Raw genomic sequence first — 18,797 nt, forward strand, 5'->3', positions numbered from 1 at the left:
GCGGACCGTCCACCCGCTCGTACAGCGCGAACGCGGCAAGGGCCCGGAAGCCCTGGTGGGGCTTCCGGGCCCCGCTGCTGGGCCGCGGCCGGCCGACTACTTGCCGGGACGGCCGATCTGGTGGACGGTCCAGCCCGCGGCGCGCCAGGGGTCGGGGTCGAGGGTGGTGCGGCAGTCGACGAGCACCGGGGTGGTGGGGAGGTCGACGAGGTCCTGCGGGTTCGCCTGCCGGTACTCGGGCCACTCGGTGGCCAGAACGGCGAGGTCGGCGCCGTCCAGGGCGGCGGACAGGTCGTCGGTGTAGTCGAGTTCGGGGTTCCGCAGCACGGCGGTGGGGACCGCCTGCGGGTCGTGCACCGTGACGACCGCCCCGGCCTGTTCCAGTGCCTGCGCGAGGGCGAGGGCCGGGGACTCGCGGACGTCGTTGGTGCCGGGCTTGAAAGCCGCGCCCAGCACGGTGACCCGGGAGCCCTTGAGCGGCCGCCGGCCCAGGGCGCCGGTGATGAGGGCCATCGCGATCTCGGTGCGGCTGTCGTTGATGTGCTCGGCGGCGAGCAGCAGGGCGGCCGCCCGGTCGGCGCCGAGCTGGCGGGCGCTGGCGGTGAAGGCGCGGATGTCCTTGGGAAGGCAGCCGCCGCCGTATCCGATCCCGGGTCGCATGCCGGCGGCACCGATGCGCGGATCGATGCCCAGGATGTCCACGATCTTGGAGATGTCGGCGCCGGCGGCGTCGCACATGTCGGCAACGCCGTTGATGAAGGAGATCTTGAGGCCGAGGTAGGTGTTCGCGGCGCCCTTGGCGAGTTCGGCGGTCTGCGGGTCGCAGACGAACAGGGGGACCCCGGCGTCGAGGATTCCGGCGTAGACCGCGCGGATCGCCTTCTCGCCCTCCGCACTGGTGACACCGGCGATCAGGCGGTCCGGGCGCAGGGTGTCCTCGACAGCGTGGCCCTCACGCAGGAACTCGGGGTTCCAGACGACCTCGACCAGCTCTGCGGCCGGGGCCAGGCGGTGGGCGAGTTCGGTGACCTTGAGGGTGGTGCCCACGGTGACCGTGGACTTCCCGACGATCGTGCAGGCCCGCTTCAGGTGCGGGGCGAGCTGACGGACGGCGCCGAAGACCTGCCCGGTGTCGTAGGAACGGCCGTCGGCGTCGATCGGCGTGCCGACGCCCACGAAGTGCAGGTCCGCGAACTCCGCGGCTTCGGCGATGTCCGTGGTGAAACGCAGGCGCCCGGTGGCAGTGTGGCCGGCCAACAGCTCGGGCAGGCCGGCCTCGTAGATCGGGCATTCGCCGGCGTTGAGGCGGTCGACCTTGGCCCGGTCGACGTCCACGCCGATGACCTCGTGACCGAGTTCGGCCATCGCCGCCGCGTGCGGAATGCCGAGGTGGCCGCAGCCGATCACGGAAACACGCATGGATGGGGTCCTTGTCCGGTTGGGTGGCGCACCGCATCCGGAGCGCCACCCGACGTTATCGCGGTTTGGACTCGCCATCGGCAGGACGGGTTCGGTCACCTTCTCGTGCCACCGGTCCCTTCCCCGGCAGCGCCGGACCACGGGCCCCGCGAGTTCTTACATTCCTTTGCCGTCGCTCTGCCGAGCCCCTGACCGGGGCCCGGCAGTGTCGTTCCCACCACCGGAGAACGACAGGACGGAAGGAACACCACCATGACGAGGAACGGAACCACCACCACGGGTGCCCTGCGGCGGGTCGGGGCGGTTGCGGGGGCGGCGGCGGTGCTGATGTCGGTGCTGCCCGCCGGGGCGGCGGTGGCGGCGGGGCACGGGGGGCGGCCGGGCAAGGTCGCCTGGTGTCCCTCGGTGGAGGGGGTGCGGGTGGACTGCGGCACCGTCGACCGGCCGGTGGTGAGCGGCAAGCCGTGGCTGGGCAGTGTCGCCGTCGCGTACGCGGTGCTGCGGCACCGGGACGCGGGGGCGGCGCGGGGGACGGTCGCGGTCAACCCCGGCGGGCCCGGGGAGACCGCGATCGACCGGGCCGGGGTCTTCGCCGCCGGGCTCGACGGGGTGCTCGGCAGCCACGACGTGCTGCTGGTCGACCCGCGCGGTACCGGGCGCTCCGGGCGGATCCCGTGCGGGGTCACGGACGCCGAGTACCGGTTCGCCGACCGTGCCGGGCAGCGCGATGCCGTCGCCCGCTGCGCGGCCGCGCTGGGGCCCCGGGCCGAGGGGTACACGAGTGCCGCGACCGCCGACGACCTCGACGCCGTGCGGGCCCGGATCGGCGCCGCCTCGCTGATCCCCTACGGCCTCTCCTACGGCACCTATCTGATGCCGGTGTACGCGAGCCGCCACCCCGGGCGGGTCGACTCGATGGTGCTGTCCGGGGCCTACCCGCTCGGCGTCGACCCGCTGGCCCGACCGAGCGCCGAGGCGGTGTCGCTGGCGCTGAAGCGGGTCTGCGAGCGCAGCGCCGCCTGCGACGGGGACACCGCCGTCGAGGACCTCCGCACCGTCGCCGGGAGGCTGCGCGAGCGGCCGTTCACACTGCGGGTCGAGGCCGCGGGGACGACCCGCACGCTGCGCTTCACCGAGGACAAGCTCGCCAACCTGCTCTACGAAGCGGCGAGTCGCGGCGTCGGGGAGAACCCGGCCGAGCCCTCGCTGCTCGGCGAGCTGCCGGCCGCCCTGCACGGTGCGGCCCACGGCGACGACCGCGCGCTGCGGGCCCTGGTCGACGCCGACTACCGGGCGGCCGGCCGCGAGGACCAGGCCTCGTTCCTGGCCGTGGTGTGCAACGACTACCCGCGGGCCTGGTCGGTCGACTCGTCGCTGCCGGAGCGCTGGCGCGAGTACCGGGCCGCGCTGTCGGCGGCCGACCCGGGCCGGTTCGGGGCGTTCAGCGTCAAGGGCTTCACCGAGGGGCAGACCGACGGCGCCGACGCCTGCATCCGCTGGCCGCGCAACGGCACCGCCCGCCCGCAGCCGGTGGACGCCGCGCAGCCGGACGTGCCGGTGCTGCTGTTCGCCGGCGACCTCGACTCCAACACCCCGGAGAGCGCCACCCGTCGGGCCGCGGAGCAGTTCCGGCGCTCGACCGTCGTCACGGTGCCCAACGCCGGACACGTGGCGGAACTGGAGTCCACGCACTGCACGCTCACGATCGTCGACTCCTTCGTCCGCACCGGGCAGCCGGGCGACACCTCGTGCACGGCCGCGGTGCCGCCGATCGCCGTCTCGCCCGTGCGGCGCTGACGCACCGGTGATCCAGGACCGGCTGCGGGAACCCTCCGTATCCCGACCGTCCCCCGCGACCGGCGAGAATGACGCCATGACAGATGCCACCACCACCCACGGCCGCACCGTGCTCGTCGTCGAGGACGACCCCGGGGTCCGCGCCACCCTCGACCAGCTGCTGCGCTTCGAGGGCTACCGGGTCCTCACCGCCACCGACGGGCAGGACGCCCTGGAGCTGCTGGAGCGGCACCGGCCCGACCTCGCCGTGGTGGACGTGGTGATGCCCCGGCTGGACGGACTGGCCCTGTGCCGGATGCTGCGCCGCCGCGGCGACCGGCTGCCGGTCCTGGTGCTCACCGCCCGGCACCAGCTCGGCGACCGGGTCGCCGGGCTGGACGCCGGGGCGGACGACTACCTGGCCAAGCCCTTCGCCACCGAGGAGCTGCTGGCCCGGATACGCGCCCTGCTCCGGCGCTCCGCCCCGCCCGCCGATCCGGGTGTGCTGGCCTGCCAGGACCTCGCGCTGGACATCGCCGCGCGCCGGGCCCACCGCGGCGACCGGCTCCTCGACCTCACCAAGACCGAGTTCGACCTGCTGGAACTGCTGCTGCGCAACCAGGGCGCGGTACTCACCCGCCCGCAGATCTACGAGCGGATCTGGGGCTACGACTTCGACACCGACTCGCGCTCGCTCGACGTCTACATCGGCTACCTGCGCCGCAAGAGCGAGGAGGGCGGCGAACCCCGGCTGATCCACACCGTCCGCAACGTCGGCTACCTCGTGCGGGCCGCGTAGTGCTGCGCACCAGGATCACCCTCGTGGTGGTGGCCGCCACCCTGCTGGCCGTCGTCGTCTCCGTCGTCAGCTCCTACCGCGGCGTCACCGGCATGGTCGCCGACCAGTTCGACCGGGCGCTGGTCGACCGGGCGGACGCCGTCGCCGCCGTGCTCGACGCCGGGCGGATACCCGCCGAGCGGCCCGACACCGCCGAGCAGCTGCTGCTCCCCGACGGCACGGTCCGCCCGCTCTCCCCCGGCCGCGCCGCACTGCCCGTCCCCCCGGGCGCCCTCGACGTGGCACGCTCCGGGGAGGGCCGGCTGACGGCCGAGACCACGGTCGGCGACCGCACCTTCGGGGTGCTGGTCCTGGGACGCGGCGAGGGCCACGGGGCGCTGGTGGTCAGTCAGGACTACGCGGAGGCCGAGCGGATGGACCAGGAGTTCCTGGGGCGGATCAGCTGGACGACGGCGGGTTCGGCCGCCGCCTGCGCCGCGCTCAGCTGGCTGCTGATCGGCCGGATCCTCCGCCCGATGCGCCGGCTGGCCCGCGCCGCCGAGCGGATCAGCTCGACCCAGGACCTCGGCACCGCGCTCCCGGCCGCCGGGCGCGACGAGGTGGGCCGGCTGACCCTCGCCTTCGAGGTGATGCTCGACGCGCTGCGCCGCTCCCGGGAGGCGCAGCAGCGGCTGGTGCAGAACGCCAGCCACGAGCTGCGCACCCCGCTCACCTCGGTGCGCGGGAGCGCGGAGCTGTTGCAGCGGGCCCGGGGCCGGCTGGCGCCGGAGGACGAGGAGAAGATCCTCGGCACCCTGGTCGCGGAGAGCGTCGCGCTCGACGGGCTGGTGCGGGAGCTGGTCGAGCTGGCCACCGACCGGCAGGCCGACGAGGACCCGGTGCCGCTGGACCTGGCGGCGGCGGCCGAGGACTGCGCGGACCGTTTCCGACGGCGCACCGGACGCGTCATCAGCATCATGACCGTCGGGGCGGCGGGCACGGGGCCGGAGCTGGACGGGGCCGCGGTCGTGCTCGCCCGGCCGCGTGCGCTGCACCGCTGCATCGACAACCTGCTGGCCAACGCGGTCAAGTTCAGCCCCGGAGAGACCCCCGTCACCGTGCTGGTCGAAACGGCGGTGGTAGGGACGGCGGTGGCCGGCCGGGCGTCCCCCGGTCCGGAGCGGGGCGGTCCGGGTGGCCGGGCCCGGCCGGGGGTGCCGTCCGTACGGCTGGTGGTGCGCGACCACGGGCCGGGGATCGGGCCCGAGGAGCGGGACGCCGTCTTCGACCGCTTCTACCGGGGCGCGGGCACCCAGTCGACGCCGGGTTCCGGGCTGGGGCTCGCCATCGTGCACGACCTGGTCACCGCCGACGGGGGCACCGTGTTCGCGGGCACCGGCCCGGGCGGTGGCGCGGAGGTCGGATTCACCCTCCCCCGCGCCCTTCCCGCCCCGCGCCGCGGGTAGGGCGGTCGTCGGCCCCCGTCAGCCCCCGTCGGCTCCCGTCAGCCCCCGTCGGCTCCCGTCAGCCCTCGGCGCCGATGGAGCAGTTGCCGTCGGGGGCGCGGCCGAGCGGCCAGGCGACGGTGTCCAGGACGGCGCCGCGGACGGTCGCGTCGAGGTGGACGATCGGGACGGCCTTGTTGTACGGGTTGCCGAACTGGTCGAGGCAGATCCAGCCGCTGGCCCCGTCCACCCGGTTGCCGCCGTGGAGCCGGCGCCAGCTCTGGGTGACATCGTCCAGGGAGGGCATGGCGACGGACCCACCGACGTCCTTGCGGATCCCGGCGACGGCGGTGGTCACCGCGTCGTAGGTGATGATGATCCGGCCGTCGCGGCGGTCGGCGGGCCCGATCCGGTCGGGCTGCTTGGTGTCGTCCGCCCGGAGCAGGCCGGCGAGTTCGGCGGTCGGGGCCTTGGAGCCGCCGGGGCCCTCGGTGCTCGCCTCGCCCCAGCTGTCGGGGTGGGCGAGCGCCGTGTAGCGCACGGTGATGCCCGCACTCTTGGTGAGCGCGTCCCACTTGCTCTCGAACTTCTGGTCGACCATCAGGGTGGAGGCGTGCGAGCCGGTGATGACCGTGTAGGGCTTGTTGCACTTCCGGTCGCCCAGCGCGACCAGGAACAGCCGCAGTTGGACCGGGCGGCCGGCGAAGAACAGGGTGGTCGCGGCGGAGCTGCAGATGTCGGGCACCATCTGGTCGAAGGTGTTGCCGAGGTTGCCCTCCTCGGTGAAGTCCTTCGGGGACTCGAAGGTCTCCGGGGCGTTGGGCGCGCCCTTGGTGAGCTTGGCGAAGGTGGCCCGCAGGGTGGCGAGGTAGTTGTCGTTCTCCCGGGTGTCCTCGACCACCAGGGTGTCGGCCGGCTTGATGCCCGCCCCGTAGGCGGCGAGGGCGGCCGCCTGGTCGCTGTTGCTGGGGGCGATCCGGGCCAGGCCCGGGTAGTGGCGCGGGTCGGCCTTGCTGTTGGCGATGTCGTCGGCGGTCATGGGGCCGGCGACGACCGGGATGTGCTTCTCCGCCGTGAGGTAGTGCACGGCGGCCTCGCTGTTGGCGATGCTGATGTTGATGCCGGTGACGGCCCGCAGGTTCTGCTTGCCGTCGGCCGCGGCCTTGGCCAGCTGGTCCGAGACGCGCTGCCACTGCCCGTACTCCCGGCCGGGGTTGGCGAGGACGAGGCGGATCGGCGGCTGCTTGCCGCTCTCGCGGTTGGCCCGGTACTGGGCGAGGTAGGCGCCCTGGACCTGCTCGACCATCTCGCGCCGCTCGGCCTGCTGGTCGGAGACCAGCGGGATCATCAGGGCCAGCGTGACCGGGTTCTTCCCGGCCACGCTGTCGTTCTCCTCCTTGATGCGCGCGGTCACCGGCCCCAGGTCGTCGTTGAAGACGTACGAGCCGTCGGTGACGCCGACGCACTCCTTCCCGACCTTCGACACACCGGTGGCGCAGCTGTCGTCCGTCCAGACGCCGTAGCCGAAGTAGCCGGCGGTGCCGAGGACGGCGACCGCCAGCAGGATCACCAGCGCGCGGTTCAGGGGCCCTTCGGGCAGGGGCAGTTTCACGGTCGGGCGTCTCCTGAGGTCGGGAGCAGGACTGGTCGGATCTGAGTGGTCGGATCGGAGCGGTCGGATCGGAGCGGAGCGGTCGGGACCGGGTCAGAGCCGCGTCGGCAGGTCGGGGGCCTGGTACCAGCGGCGCAGCCGCCCGGGCCAGGTCTCGTGCGCCTGGAAGAACACCGCCTGGTCGGCCGCCCCGGTGTGCTGGGCCAGGGTGAGCAGTTGCAGCCGGATGCTGTCGATCCGCTCCCCGGCGGGTACCGAGAGCGGGTGCGACTGCACCCACAGGTTGCGCACCAGGAGGTCGATCGCCTGGTGCACGGCGAGGTCGCCGTGCTGGCAGGCCTGGCACTGCTCGTTCGTCGCGGCGGCGGTCGGCACCGGCTCCGGCGGGTGCGGCGCGGAGCAGATCAGGTTGACCGAGGCGAGCCAGTCGGCGGCGCTCCGTTCGGCCAGGCGCTGGTGCAGGGAGCGGACGACGACTCCGGTGTCGTGCACGGCGAGCGCGTGGTACAGGGCCTGGTCGGGCAGCCCGGTGCCGTTCGGCGCGTACCGGGTGCGCACGGTGCCGTGCAGGTGGCGCCAGGTCTGCATGCCGGGTTCCCCGGCCACCTGGGCGGCCAGCCGGTGGCTGAGCAGGGCGCGCAGGGTGCGGTCCTGGACGAACGGGGCGTCGACGGCCTGGTGCGCGGTGGCGGCCCAGTGGTTGCGTTCGAGCAGCCGCCTGGCCTCCTGGACGTCCAGCAGGCTGCGGCCGGTCCGCGGGTAGTAGGCGCCGAGCAGGTCGGCGGCCCCGTCGTCGAGGGCCGGGGAGTAGAACGTGAGCCGCTCCCGGTCGCGTTCCCCGGGGACCAGGACCCGGAGCAGCTGCTCGTGGACGGTCCGCGCGGGCGCGTCGTGGGCCGGGAGGTCGAGCAGCCAGCGCGGCTCCGCGCTGTCCCCCTGGCGGATCGCCCTCCGGGCGGCCTCCACCAGGGCGTGGGCGATCCCGGCCCGGCCCGCGCTGAGCCGGTGGACGATACGGGCGGTGCCGGACGGGGGGTGCTCGGTGCCGAACATCAGGGTGACCTCCTCCAGCCCGAGTCCGGCCAGTGGCAGCCGCACCGTCCAGCCGGCCGCCGTCCCGGGGCGGTCCTGGCGCCAGAACGGGCTCCCGGCGCGGCGCGTCGACGGCGCGGTGTCGTCGGCGTCGGGGCCGGAGGGCTCCCCGGCCAGGACGGTGGTGATCACGCCCGGCCGCGTCCCGGGCGGTTCCTCGTGCCAGACCTGCAGCAGCGTGCGCACCACCGGCCGGCCGAGCGGGGTGTGGGCGTTGTCGAGGAGCAGCAGCGGGCGCGGCAGCCGGTTCATCCGGCGCGACCAGGTGTAGTGGCTGTCGATGTCCGCCAGGAACGCGGCCATCAGGTGGCGCTCAGCGACCTCCCGGTCGTCCGGGTCGCCGCGGAAGCGCCGGGCCAGTTCGGACAGCTGGACGTGGTCGGTGCCGGGGCCGGCCACCTGCCGGAGGGCCCACCAGCGCAGCCCGTGCCGGTGGGCGGAGGGGCCGAGCAGTTCGGGGGTGACGAGGTCGACCAGTGCGGCGACGAGCGGGTTCCCCTCGCCCCCGGGTCCCGCCGCCGCGGCCGGGACGGCACCCGCCTGCTGCATCCACTGGGCCACCCGGGCGCGCCGGGCCGGGCCGGCGGGAACGGTCTCCTCCAGCAGGCTCTCCAGGCGTCCGACGGCCGCCTCCGCCTCGCCGGCGCCGACGGCCTGCCAGGAGGTCACCGCCAGCAGGCCCTGGGTGAGCCGCGGGAAGGCGAGGGTCCCGCCGAAGTCCCCGGGTCGGCGGCTCAGTTCCTGGCGCAGGTGGAACAGCAGGTCGGAGGCGTGCGAGGCGTTGCGGCGGGTCGGGTCCTCGTCGTCGGCGGCCCGTGCGGGGCCGGCCCGGCCGAGGTCGGCCCGGCCCAGGTCCGCCGAGGCGCGGCGCAGGTGCGCCGCGTACCGGGCGTCCAGGCCCGCGAGGAGGGCGGTGCGCCCGCTGAGCCGCCCGCCCGAGCACTCGACCACCGGCGGGGTGCCTTTCGGGACGGGCAGCCGCCGCGTCCTGACGCCCGGCGCCCGGCCGGTCAGTTCCAGGCCGACGAGTGAAGGTACGACCGTCTCGAACACCGCTGCACGCCCGTGCAGAACCACCGCGACCCCCCAGCCGTCCGGCGAGGCCGTACCTCGCCGTGCGCCTGGAGAATAGGCGACCGCGCCCGTCCTGTGCAGGGTTACCACCAACAACCCGGGTTCCGTTTGCGTGACGGTCCGCGTGTGCGTCAGCCCGCCCTGCGTGCGCGCCCCTTGGCGATGGACGGCGCCTCCGGCGCACTGGGGGGCGCCTCCGCCGGGGTGGGGACGCGGAGCCGGGCGGCGGGGGCGCAGAGCAGGGCGGTGCGCAGGTCGAGCCGGTCGTCGAGCCGCAGCAGGCTGCGGCCGGTCAGTTCCTCGATCCGCTTGACCCGGTAGTGCACGGTGTTGACGTGGACGTGCAGGGCCTCGGCGGTGCGGGACCAGGAGGCGTTGTGGCGCAGGAAGGCGTCGAGGGTGTCGACCAGGGAGATCGTGTTGTGCCGGTCGTGGTCGACCAGCGGGGCGAGGAGCCGTTCGTGGAAGGCGGCGGTGACCTCGGGCGGGATGCCGCGCAGCAGGTCGGCGAGGGAGGCCGTGCCCGCCCAGCGGCCGACGGCGCCGGGCGGGCGGGCGGCCAGGGCGTAGCGGGCCTGCACCAGCGCCGGGCGCAGGCCCGCGGCGGTGGGCGGGACGGTGGGGCCGACGCCGGCGGCGGGCCGTCCCGGTCCGGCCTGGGCGCCCGTCCGCCCCGCGCCGAGCCGGGGCAGGGCGAGGTCCAGGGCGGCCGCGACGGCGTCCTCGGGGAGGGCGACCAGGGCCACGGCGCCGCCCCGGCCGTCCGGGGCGGCGATGAACGGGGCGGCCGTCGGGTGCAGGGCCTCGGCGAGCGCGGCGGCCGCCCAGGCTCCGGAGGGGTCGGCGGGGGCAGTGGCCGGGACGGTTCCGGGGGCGGTGCCGAAGCGGGCGGCGACGGGGGTCAGCGGCAGCCCCGGCGGCAGTCCGGCGAGGGACAGGGCGTGGTCGGCCTCGGGGTCGGCGCCGGCGGCGAGGAGCTCCAGCAGCCGGGTGCCGGCCTGCCGTTGGGCGGCGGCGGTGGCCCGGGCGCGTTCGGCGAGCGGTGCGAGCAGTTCGGCCAGGCCGTGCAGCATCGTGGCGGCCGCGGGCCCCGGTTCGGTGTGCGGCCGAAGCAGCCAGCCGTCGAAGGGCGTCGTGCCGGGCGGGCCGACCGGGATCGGGGCGGGGGTCGGAACCGGGGCCGGGGCCGGGGTGAGGAGCGGGGCCAGGGCGGGGACCGGGGCCGGGCGGGCGTCCGCCGAGGAGGCCAGCACCCGGCCGGCGCCGGTGACCAGGGAGCAGTCGGGCACGCCCAGGTCGGCCACGGCCCGGCGCAGCAGTCCGCCCAGGGGCGCGTCCGCGCCCAGCATCGAGGTCAGGGTGCGCCGGACCTCGGCCGGCAGTCCGGCCCGGCCCTCGGCGCCGGCCTGGAGGTCGCCCCACAGCCGCAGGTAGATCCGGTCGGTGACGGCCCGGAAGCTGGTGCCGCTGGGCACGGACAGCAGCGGCACGCCGTGGCGGCGGCAGGCCTCGGCCAGCTCCGGCGGGACGGTGCCGTGGGTGCCCTCGCCGGCCAGCAGCGCCGCCGCCTCGGCGCTGCGCAGGGCGTTGGCGAAGCGCAGGGCGGTGGCGAGCCTCGGGGCGGGGCGGGTGTCCTCGGGCCGCCACCACACCAGGCCGGTGAGCACGAGCTCGCCCGCCCTGAGGTAGCGGGCGGGGTCCTGGAGGTCGGTGGAGGTCACCCCGGTGACCTCGCGGCCGAGCAGGTCGGGGGTCGCCCAGGCCACCTCGATGTGCAGTTCGTCCAGCGCCAGGAGGTCCCCGACGATCATGTTGTGCTCCCTGTGCCGTACGCGCGGGCCGCCCTCGCCCATGCGATGTTTCTGTGCGTTCGGGCATGGTAAATGCAAGGGCCACGAGGCTTCTTCCCTCTTGTTCGATCACCCGAGGGCGGGGCCCCCGGGTGGTACCGATGTCCAGTGGTCCGGACAGTGGCGCCGCGATTGGATCGGTGGGCGGGGAACGCGCGGCCGTCCCGACCTCAAGCGGGTCGGCCGCGCGCTTCCGCCCGGACACCCCTCGCTCAGGCGACGGCTCCCCCGCCGCGGCGGTGCTCGTCGATCGCCTGCCACACCCGGTCGCGCAGGAACGGCGTCCCGGTGAACCGGATGCCGGTCGCGTCGCGCAGCGCGTTGGCGAAGGCCGGGGCCACCGGGTTGAACGGGCTCTCGCTCATCGACTTGGCGCCCAGCGGGCCGATCGCGTCCGAGGTCTCGGAGAAGTGCACCTCGGTCCGCGGCACGTCCGCGAAGGCCGGCAGCCGGTAGCGGCGGAACGCGGCCGTGGTCACCTCGCCCCGCTCGTCGACCAGGACCCGTTCGAACAGTGTGGCGCCGAGGGCCTGCGCCACGCCGCCCTCGACCTGGCCGCGGCACTGCAGCGGGTTCATCACCCGCCCGGCGTCGGCCCCGTGGACGCTGCGCAGGATCCGGATCTCGCCGCTGTCGGGGTCGACGGCGAGCCGGAACCACTGCGAGTTGAACGCCACCGAGCGCGGCGAGCCGCCCCAGTGCCCCTCCCCGGTCAGGGCCAGGCCCTGTGCCGCGGCCGCCGCGAACACCTCCTTGAGCGGCACCGGGCGCCCCTCGCAGTCGACCGCCTCGGCGCCGAGCGCGACCCGGCTGCGCGGGGTGCGGGCGTACTCGGCGGTGAAGCTCAGGATGCGTTCGGCGAGCGCGTTGGCCGCCTTCATCACCGCCTTGCCCGCGACCACCGTTCCGGCCGAGCCGAAGGCCCCCGTGTCGTGACGGACCACGTCGGTGTCGGACTGCCGGACCGTGATCCGGTCGACCGTCGTCCCGAGCGCCCCGGCGGTGATCTGCTTGTGCACGGTGGTGGTGCCGTTGCCGAACTCCGCCGTGCCGACGGCGATGTCGTAGGTGCCGTCCTCCAGCAGCGTGACGGCGGCGTCCGCGAAGTGGCCGCCGGGCGGGCCGGTCGCGATCGCCGACATCGCGAAGCCCTGGCCCACCAGCCAGCCCTCGGGGGCGAGTTCGGCGCTGCGGTCGTCGGCGAGGGCGTCCCGCACCACCCGCAGGCACTGGTCGAGGCCGTAGGAGGCGATGTGGAGGTCCTCCTCCTCGCCCGCCGGGCCGACCATGTGCTCGCCCGGGCCGATGATGTTCCGCTCCCGGAACTCCAGCGGGTCCAGGCCCAGCCGGCGGGCCAGCTCGTCCATCGCCGACTCCACCGCGAAGGTCACCTGGCCCAGGCCGTAGCCCCGGAACGCCCCGGCGGGCACGCCGTTGGTGTAGACCGAGTAGGCCTCGACCTTCTTGTGCGGCGCCCGGTAGACGCCCATCGACTCGCCCACGCTGTGGAACATCACCGCCGGGCCGTGGTTGCCGTACGCGCCGGTGTTGGAGACCACCCGGAAGCTCAGGGCGGTCAGGGTGCCGTCCGCCTTCGCGCCCGCCTTCACCGTGACGGTGAACGGGTGCCGGGTGGTGGCGCCGAGGAACTGCTCGGCCCGGGTGAACTCCAGCTTCACCGGCCGGCGCAGCCGCAGCGCGGCCAGGACGGCGATGTCCTCGGTGAGCATCTCCTGCTTGCCGCCGAAGCCGCCGCCGACCCGGCCCGCCACCACCCGGACCCGCTCCGGCGGCAGGTCGTACAGCGCGCACAGGGCGCGCCGGGTGAGGAAGGGCACCTGGGTGGAGGAGCGCACCACGATCCGCTCCTCGCCGGTCTCCTCGTGCTCCTCGAAGTACACCAGGCAGCCGTGCGTCTCCAGGCTGGCGTGCTGCACCCGCTGGGTGCGGAAGGTCTCCTCGTACACGACCGCCGCCTCGGCGAAGCCCTGTTCGACGCTGCCGATCTCGCCGTGCACCTCGCCGCAGACGTTGTTCTCCGGGCGGGCGATCCGCGACTCCGGGCCCTTGGGGTGCAGCACCGGGGCGCCGGGCAGCATGGCGAGTTCGGGGTCCAGGACGTACGGCAGCACCTCGTACTCCACCGCGACCCGGCGGCAGCCCTCCTCGGCGGCGGCCTCGCTGTCGGCGACCACCGCCGCCACCCGCTGGCCGGCGAAGCGGACCACGTCGTCCAGCAGCCGGGTGTCGTCCGGGTCCTCGGTCGGGTGCTCGTGCCGGGCGGAGGAGTAGAGGCGCTCCGGCGCGTCGTGATGGGTGAACACCGCCCGCACGCCCGGGACGCGCAGGGCCGCCGAGGTGTCCACGGACACGATCCGGGCGTGCGGGTGCGGGGAGCGGAGCAGCTTCATGTGCAGCAGGCCCTCGACCTCCAGGTCGAAGGTGTAGCGCGCCGTCCCGGTGACCACCTGCGGCCCGGCGGGGGCGCCGGGGCTGCGGCCGACCGCCTCGCCGGGGGCCGGGTCCTCGGTGTGCTTCACCCCGCGGAGCGCGTCCTCGATCGCCCGGTAGCCGGTGCAGCGGCACAGGTTCCCCTTCAGCGCCCTCGGCAGGTCGGCGAGCTGGTCCTCGTCGAGCTCGGCGGCGGTCATCAGGAAGCCGGCCGTGCAGAAGCCGCACTGGAAGCCCTGGGCGTCGAGGAAGCGCTGCTGCACCGGGTGGAGACCGTCCTCGGTGGCGAGCCCCTCGACGGTGGTCACCGCGCGGCCGTCGGCGCGCCGGGCCGGGTAGAGGCAGCTGTGCACCGGCTCCCCGTCGACGTGCACCGTGCAGGCGCCGCAGTCGCCGGCGTCGCAGCCCTTCTTGACGCCGTACCAGCCCCGGTCGCGCAGATAGGTGCGCAGGCACTGGCCCGGGCGCGGCTCCGCGTCGGAGTCCTCGCCGTTGACGCGGACGGTGAAGCTCATCGGCCGGCCTCCTCGATGGTGTGGGGTGCCGTGGCCGCGACCGGCCCACCCGGCCCGGCCGGATCAACGAGCCCGCCCGGCCCGCCCGGATCAACGACCTCGACCGGACCGACCGGACCGACCGGATCGACCAGCTCGCGCCGGACCTCCTCGGCGAACCGCAGGGTCATGTGCCGCCGCCAGGCCGGCAGTCCGTGGATGTCGTCGAAGTACTCCTCCGGCGCGACGGCGTGCTCCACCGCCTCGCGCACCGCCTCGGCGTTCGGCGGGACGGCGAAGCCCAGCCGGACCGGCCGGACCGTGGCCGCGGTGATGTGCAGCGCGAACTCCCCGTCCACCGGGTCCAGGGTGCCGATCACCAGGGCGCCGGAGCGGCCGAGCCCGTAGAGGGAGGCCTGCCGGAACGCCGTCCGCCGGGCCAGCGCCCGGCCGGGCAGGGTGACCGAGCGCAGCAGCTCGCCCGGCCGCAGGTCCGTGACCCCGGCGCCGAGCACGAAGTCCCCGACCGGCAGGGTGCGGGTCGCCCCGCTGCGGTCGAGCAGGCGGCAGACGCCGTCGAGGGCGGCGGTGAGGGAGATCATCGGCCCGGCCGGCAGGCCGTTGCAGAGGTTGCCGCCGACGGTGGCCGCGTTCCAGATCTTCCAGGAGGCGAGGAACGCCCGGCAGCACTGCTCGAACAGTGGCGCCGCCGTCCAGCCGGCCGGCTTCGGGTGGCGGGAGAGCTGCGCGATCGTACAGGTCGCGGCGATCTCCAGCCCGCCGTCCGGGGTGGGCCGCAGCGGCTCCCAGCCCATCCGGCCGAGGTCGAACAGCCGCCGGAGGTGCGGCTGGGGCTCCGAGAACAGGTACGTTCCGCCCCCCAGCCAGGCGTCCCCCGGCCGCCAGGTCCCGCGTTCGCGCGCATCGCGCAGTTCCACCACGGTGTTCAGGTCCATGTGCATCCACCGTCCTCGACAGATCGACATGGGTATTGCAGCAACGCGCCGCGCCCGGAACGAGTGGATCCGCACACCAGCGCACCGCCCCGGAGCTGGAGGATCACCCAGGGACGGCCTCGGCCCGGGTCCCGTTTGCCGTCGGTAGTACGAAATCGTATAGTCCGAATTCATGAAGTCCGAATCCGTGCCGTCCGAGTGGTCGGCCCTGCTCGCGCTGCAGCGGGCCACCCACGCGACCCTGCAAGTCCTCGCCGCGGAGCTCGTCGACCTGGACCTGACGCCCTCCGAGATCAACGCGCTGGCCAACCTCGCCGACGGCCGGGGCCGGACCGTCTCCGAACTCGGCGCGGCCGTCGGCACCCGCCCCACCACGCTCACCAGCGTGCTCGACCGCCTGGAACGACGCGGCCACATCACCCGCGGCACCCGCCCGGGAGACCGCCGCGCGGTGCTCGTCGAACTCACGGCCTCCGGCCGCGTGGCCGCCGGGACGATCCGCCTGGCCGTGACCGAGCTGGAGCAGCGGGCACTCCACGACCTGCCGGCCGAGGCGATCGCCGGCCTGCGCACCGCCCTGCAAGCCCTGACCGAGGTGTCCGCATGACCGACCGAACCGCCGACTTCGACGCACTGATGGCCGAAGCGACCGCGACCGCGGGGAAGTTCGGCCACCGGGAGCACGTCCACCTGACCTGGCTGGCCGTGCGACGGTTCGGCACGCCCGCGGCCGTCGACCTGGTCAGCGACGGCATCCGGCGCACCGCCCGCTACGCCGGCGCGCCCCAGAAGTACCACGCCACCGTCAGCCGGGCCTGGGTGGAACTGGTCGGCCACCACGCGACCGAACACGGCGAGGACGACTTCACCGCCTTCGCCGACCACCACCCCGCCCTGCTCGACAAGCGCCTGCTGACCCGGTTCTACCGTCCGGCGACGCTGGCCGGTCCGCAGGCGAAGGCCGGCTGGGTCGAGCCCGACCTCGCCCCGTTCCCGTGGGCGGACACCGACCGGCGGGAGACCCCGGAGGCCCGGGCCCACTGACGGCGGGCCGGGCGGCGGACGTCCCGTCCCCGGTGGGGGTGCGGGGCGGCACCTCCACCGGGGACGGGGAGCGGGTCCCCCTCAGCGCCTCCGACGGGCGTTCGGACCGGTCACCGGTGGGCGGTGACGAGGGCCTCGATGTCGGGGACGAGGGCCGCCGGGGTCGGCAGGGCCTCGTTCTCGGCCCGCAGGCGCGCGGCGCCCTCGCGCAGGGCCGGGTCCACGACGAGCCGGGTGAGCAGGGCGGTGTCGACGGCGTCGGAGGTGGAGCTCAGGGCCGCCCCGGTGGCGGTCAGGGCGTCGGCCACCACGAAGTTGTCGGCACCCTGGGGCAGCATCAGTTGGGGCACACCCGCCTGGAGTCCGGTGAGGGTGCTGCCGGACCCGCCGTGGTGCACCACCGCGTCGCAGACCCGCAGCAGCTCCGCGAGCGGCACCCAGGGCAGCGGGCGGACGTTGTCCGGCAGGGTGCCCAGGTTGCCGAGGTCGGCGTCGCCGACGGCGAGCAGGAACTCGGCGTCCACCGCACCCGCGGACTCGACCAGCCGGTCGATCGCCGACAGGCCGTCGATGCCGACGATGACGGTGCCCAGGGTCACCGCGACCCTCGGCCGGTGGCCCCGCCCCAGCAGCTCGACCGGGACCACACCCCCTCCGTTGTACGGGAGGTAGCGCATCCGCAGGCCGCCCGGGTCGCCGCCGAGCGAGGCCGGGACGATGTTCAGCGGCGTGGTCGGCGCGGGAGCGGCCACACCGTGCTTCTCGTAGACGTCGGTGAAGTGGGCGGCCAGCCGGGCGGCCAGGTCGAGGCCGGAGCTGAGGCCGAAGTTCTGCAACGCCGCCGGGATGCCGAGCCGGGCCGCGACCAGCTGGGCGGAGGCCAGGCAGGAGTCGTGGACGATCAGATCGGCGCCCCAGCCCTCGGCGACCGCGAGCAGGTCCTCCACCGTGGAGCGCGAGGCGTGGGCGAAGGCCGCGGAGGCCATCTCCAGGATCTCGTCCTGGGTCAGGCCCGGCTGGGCGTAGCTCATCGGACCGCCGGAGGTCGCCTCGAAGGACTCCTTCAGCGGCCGGCCGTCGCCGATCGTGACGATCGGGAAGCCGGCCTGCCGGAGCTGGTCGTACGGGCTCGGACTGGCGAACAGCACCTCGTGCCCGGCGGCCCGCAGGGCCTGGGCGGTCGGCACCATCGGGAAGAGGTGGCTCGGCGCGGCCGGGCCGGTGAAGAGTATGCGCACAGTGATCTCCTGATCGTTCTCGATTGGGTCGTGCCACGGATCGCACGCGGGCCGATCCGTCTCCCGCAACCGTCAACTGACGAACGGTCAGATCTCTTTCCACGGAGGATCGACAATCGGACGTTCGGGTGTCCGGGCGGGGCGGAGGACGGGGCCGACCGCGCGGCACGAAGCCGCCGGGGGCCGCCGGGAACCGTCGGGGCGTGCCTGGAAAGGGCGGGCTATCTGCCCGTACGCGTCCGGGCCGGGGCCCGTCTCTCCTGGGAACGGACCGCGGTGGGACGGTAGTCGGCGGGACGGCTTTCGGCCGGACGGCGTTCGACGGCAGCGCGCTCGGCGTCGGCGCCGCACGGCCGGCCCGCGATCACGGGCTCCGGCGGTCGGGCGGCGAACGTCCTCGGCATGCTGCTTCCCCCCATGGTGGCGCCGCGTCCCGCGCGCGAGCGCGCGCCGGGAGGAACGCACCGGACACCCTGGGAGGGAATGACTGGCCGTCGGCCGGGGGCCGACGGCGCCCGGACTACCGACCGGGCTGTGCTTTCGCGCGTTCCGGCGTCGATGCTACGACGAACCGGCCGTCCGCGCACGGAATTCGGGCGATGGCCGGATCACGTCCCCGGCCGGCGGAGCACGGCGGCAGCGGTTTCCAGGAAGTCCGCGACCGGCCCCGGTCCATGGCCCTCCGGTGCCGCCAGGCAGGTCACGACCGGCGGAAAGTCGGTGACCGGCAGCTGGACCAGGCCCGGGCGGGCGTACGAGCGCATGACGCTCAGCGGCACCAGGGCGACGCCCTGGCCGGAGGCGATCAGCTCGAACTTCTCCTCCAGCGAGGCCGTCCGCCGGCCGCGGTGGTCGAGGACCGGCTCGCCGTCGAGGTCCGCCAGCACCAGCGTCCGGCGCCCGGCCAGCGGGTGCCCCGCCGGCAGGCAGGCGACCTTGGTCTCGTGGCCGACCGCGACGGTGCGCAGCCCCGAGTCGTCGAACGGGTGCCGGAGGAAACCGACGTGCGCCCGGCCGTCCCGCAGCGGCGCGTCCCGCTCGGACCAGGGCAGCGGGAGGACGTCGACCACGACCTCCGGACGGATCGCGGTGAAGGCCCGGATCGCCTCCGCGACGTGCAGGCCGGCCGAGAAGGCCACCACCAGCCGCCGCACCGGGCGGCCCGCCTCCCGCACCCGGCGCACGGCGCCCTCCACCGCGGCGGTGATCCCGTGCGCCTCCTCGTACAGCTGCTGCCCGGCGGAGGTCAGCTCGACGCTGCGGGTGGTCCGGGTGAACAGCGCGCAGCCCAGCTCCTCCTCGAAGGCGCGGATCTGACGGCTGAGCACCGGCTGGGCGATGAACAGTGCCGCGGCCGCCCGGCCGAAGTGCCGGTGCTCGGCCACCGCGACGAAGTAGCGGAGCTTGCGCAGGTCCAGATCCATGCCCGCACGGTATCAATGCGCCCGAAAGGGTATTGGACGCCCGGTTCGCGGTGCTCGGAGACTCGTTCCGTGACCGCCCGGCGCCCGGCGGCCCTCGCCCCGGGCACCCCGGGCACCTCGGGCAGCGTCCCGCCCTCCGGGCCA

The 18,797-nt window shown here is 75.0% G+C and carries 13 protein-coding genes; 5 read left to right on the forward strand and 8 right to left on the reverse strand.

Annotated features, from left to right (window positions below; genetic code table 11):
* Positions 1-96: 96 nt before the first annotated feature.
* Entirely contained in the window at positions 97-1,419 is a 1,323-nt protein-coding gene (locus tag ACW14Y_RS02255) for a UDP-glucose dehydrogenase family protein (protein WP_456985676.1), read from the reverse strand.
* Positions 1,420-1,671: 252 nt separating this feature from the next.
* Here ACW14Y_RS02255 and ACW14Y_RS02260 point away from each other — a divergent pair, with 252 nt between their 5' ends.
* The 3 genes from ACW14Y_RS02260 (at position 1,672) to ACW14Y_RS02270 (ending at position 5,439) form a co-directional block, all read left to right on the forward strand.
* The gene (locus ACW14Y_RS02260; protein WP_456985677.1) at positions 1,672-3,216 is read left to right on the forward strand and encodes an alpha/beta fold hydrolase; all 1,545 of its coding nucleotides are present in this window, start codon (positions 1,672-1,674) and stop codon (positions 3,214-3,216) included.
* Positions 3,217-3,292: 76 nt separating this feature from the next.
* Positions 3,293-3,994 carry a response regulator transcription factor gene (locus tag ACW14Y_RS02265; RefSeq protein ID WP_380393984.1) on the forward strand — a complete coding sequence of 234 codons (702 nt, stop codon included), beginning with the start codon at positions 3,293-3,295 and terminating at the stop codon, positions 3,992-3,994.
* On the forward strand, positions 3,994-5,439 hold the full coding sequence (locus ACW14Y_RS02270) for a HAMP domain-containing sensor histidine kinase (protein ID WP_456985678.1): 1,446 nt from the start codon (positions 3,994-3,996) through the stop codon (positions 5,437-5,439). Before ACW14Y_RS02265 ends, ACW14Y_RS02270 begins: the two co-directional genes overlap by 1 nt.
* Before the next feature lie 58 nt (positions 5,440-5,497).
* Here the strand turns inward: ACW14Y_RS02270 and ACW14Y_RS02275 are convergent, their stop codons facing one another.
* From ACW14Y_RS02275 to ACW14Y_RS02295, 5 genes are all read right to left on the reverse strand, one after another.
* A complete protein-coding gene (locus ACW14Y_RS02275) occupies positions 5,498-7,030 on the reverse strand; it encodes a hypothetical protein (protein WP_380310546.1) in 1,533 nt (510 codons plus the stop codon).
* A 93-nt stretch (positions 7,031-7,123) separates the two neighbouring features.
* Complete coding sequence (locus ACW14Y_RS02280; protein ID WP_456985679.1) at positions 7,124-9,175, reverse strand: hypothetical protein; 2,052 nt, start codon at positions 9,173-9,175, stop codon at positions 7,124-7,126.
* Between the two features lie 152 nt (positions 9,176-9,327).
* Positions 9,328-11,007: a helix-turn-helix domain-containing protein gene (locus ACW14Y_RS02285; RefSeq protein WP_456985680.1), complete on the reverse strand. Its 1,680-nt coding sequence runs from the start codon at positions 11,005-11,007 to the stop codon at positions 9,328-9,330.
* 251 nt (positions 11,008-11,258) lie between these two features.
* Complete coding sequence (locus ACW14Y_RS02290; RefSeq protein ID WP_456985681.1) at positions 11,259-14,012, reverse strand: molybdopterin-dependent oxidoreductase; 2,754 nt, start codon at positions 14,010-14,012, stop codon at positions 11,259-11,261.
* Positions 14,009-14,947, reverse strand: a complete 939-nt coding sequence (locus ACW14Y_RS02295) for an FAD binding domain-containing protein (protein ID WP_456988420.1) — start codon at positions 14,945-14,947, stop codon at positions 14,009-14,011. Before ACW14Y_RS02295 ends, ACW14Y_RS02290 begins: the two co-directional genes overlap by 4 nt.
* A gap of 172 nt (positions 14,948-15,119) precedes the next feature.
* Between ACW14Y_RS02295 and ACW14Y_RS02300 the strand changes: the two genes are divergently transcribed.
* The gene (locus ACW14Y_RS02300) at positions 15,120-15,554 is read left to right on the forward strand and encodes a MarR family winged helix-turn-helix transcriptional regulator (protein ID WP_380441221.1); all 435 of its coding nucleotides are present in this window, start codon (positions 15,120-15,122) and stop codon (positions 15,552-15,554) included.
* The gene (locus ACW14Y_RS02305; RefSeq protein ID WP_456985682.1) at positions 15,551-15,991 is read left to right on the forward strand and encodes a hypothetical protein; all 441 of its coding nucleotides are present in this window, start codon (positions 15,551-15,553) and stop codon (positions 15,989-15,991) included. The genes ACW14Y_RS02300 and ACW14Y_RS02305 overlap by 4 nt, the downstream gene beginning before the upstream one ends.
* A gap of 110 nt (positions 15,992-16,101) precedes the next feature.
* Here the strand turns inward: ACW14Y_RS02305 and ACW14Y_RS02310 are convergent, their stop codons facing one another.
* Together ACW14Y_RS02310 and ACW14Y_RS02315 are read right to left on the reverse strand one after the other, a co-directional pair.
* Positions 16,102-17,229: a nucleotide disphospho-sugar-binding domain-containing protein gene (locus ACW14Y_RS02310; protein WP_380311374.1), complete on the reverse strand. Its 1,128-nt coding sequence runs from the start codon at positions 17,227-17,229 to the stop codon at positions 16,102-16,104.
* A 608-nt stretch (positions 17,230-17,837) separates the two neighbouring features.
* On the reverse strand, positions 17,838-18,653 hold the full coding sequence (locus ACW14Y_RS02315; protein WP_380395234.1) for a LysR family transcriptional regulator: 816 nt from the start codon (positions 18,651-18,653) through the stop codon (positions 17,838-17,840).
* Positions 18,654-18,797: the final 144 nt, after the last annotated feature.

This window comes from Kitasatospora sp. cg17-2 (genome assembly GCF_054031055.1).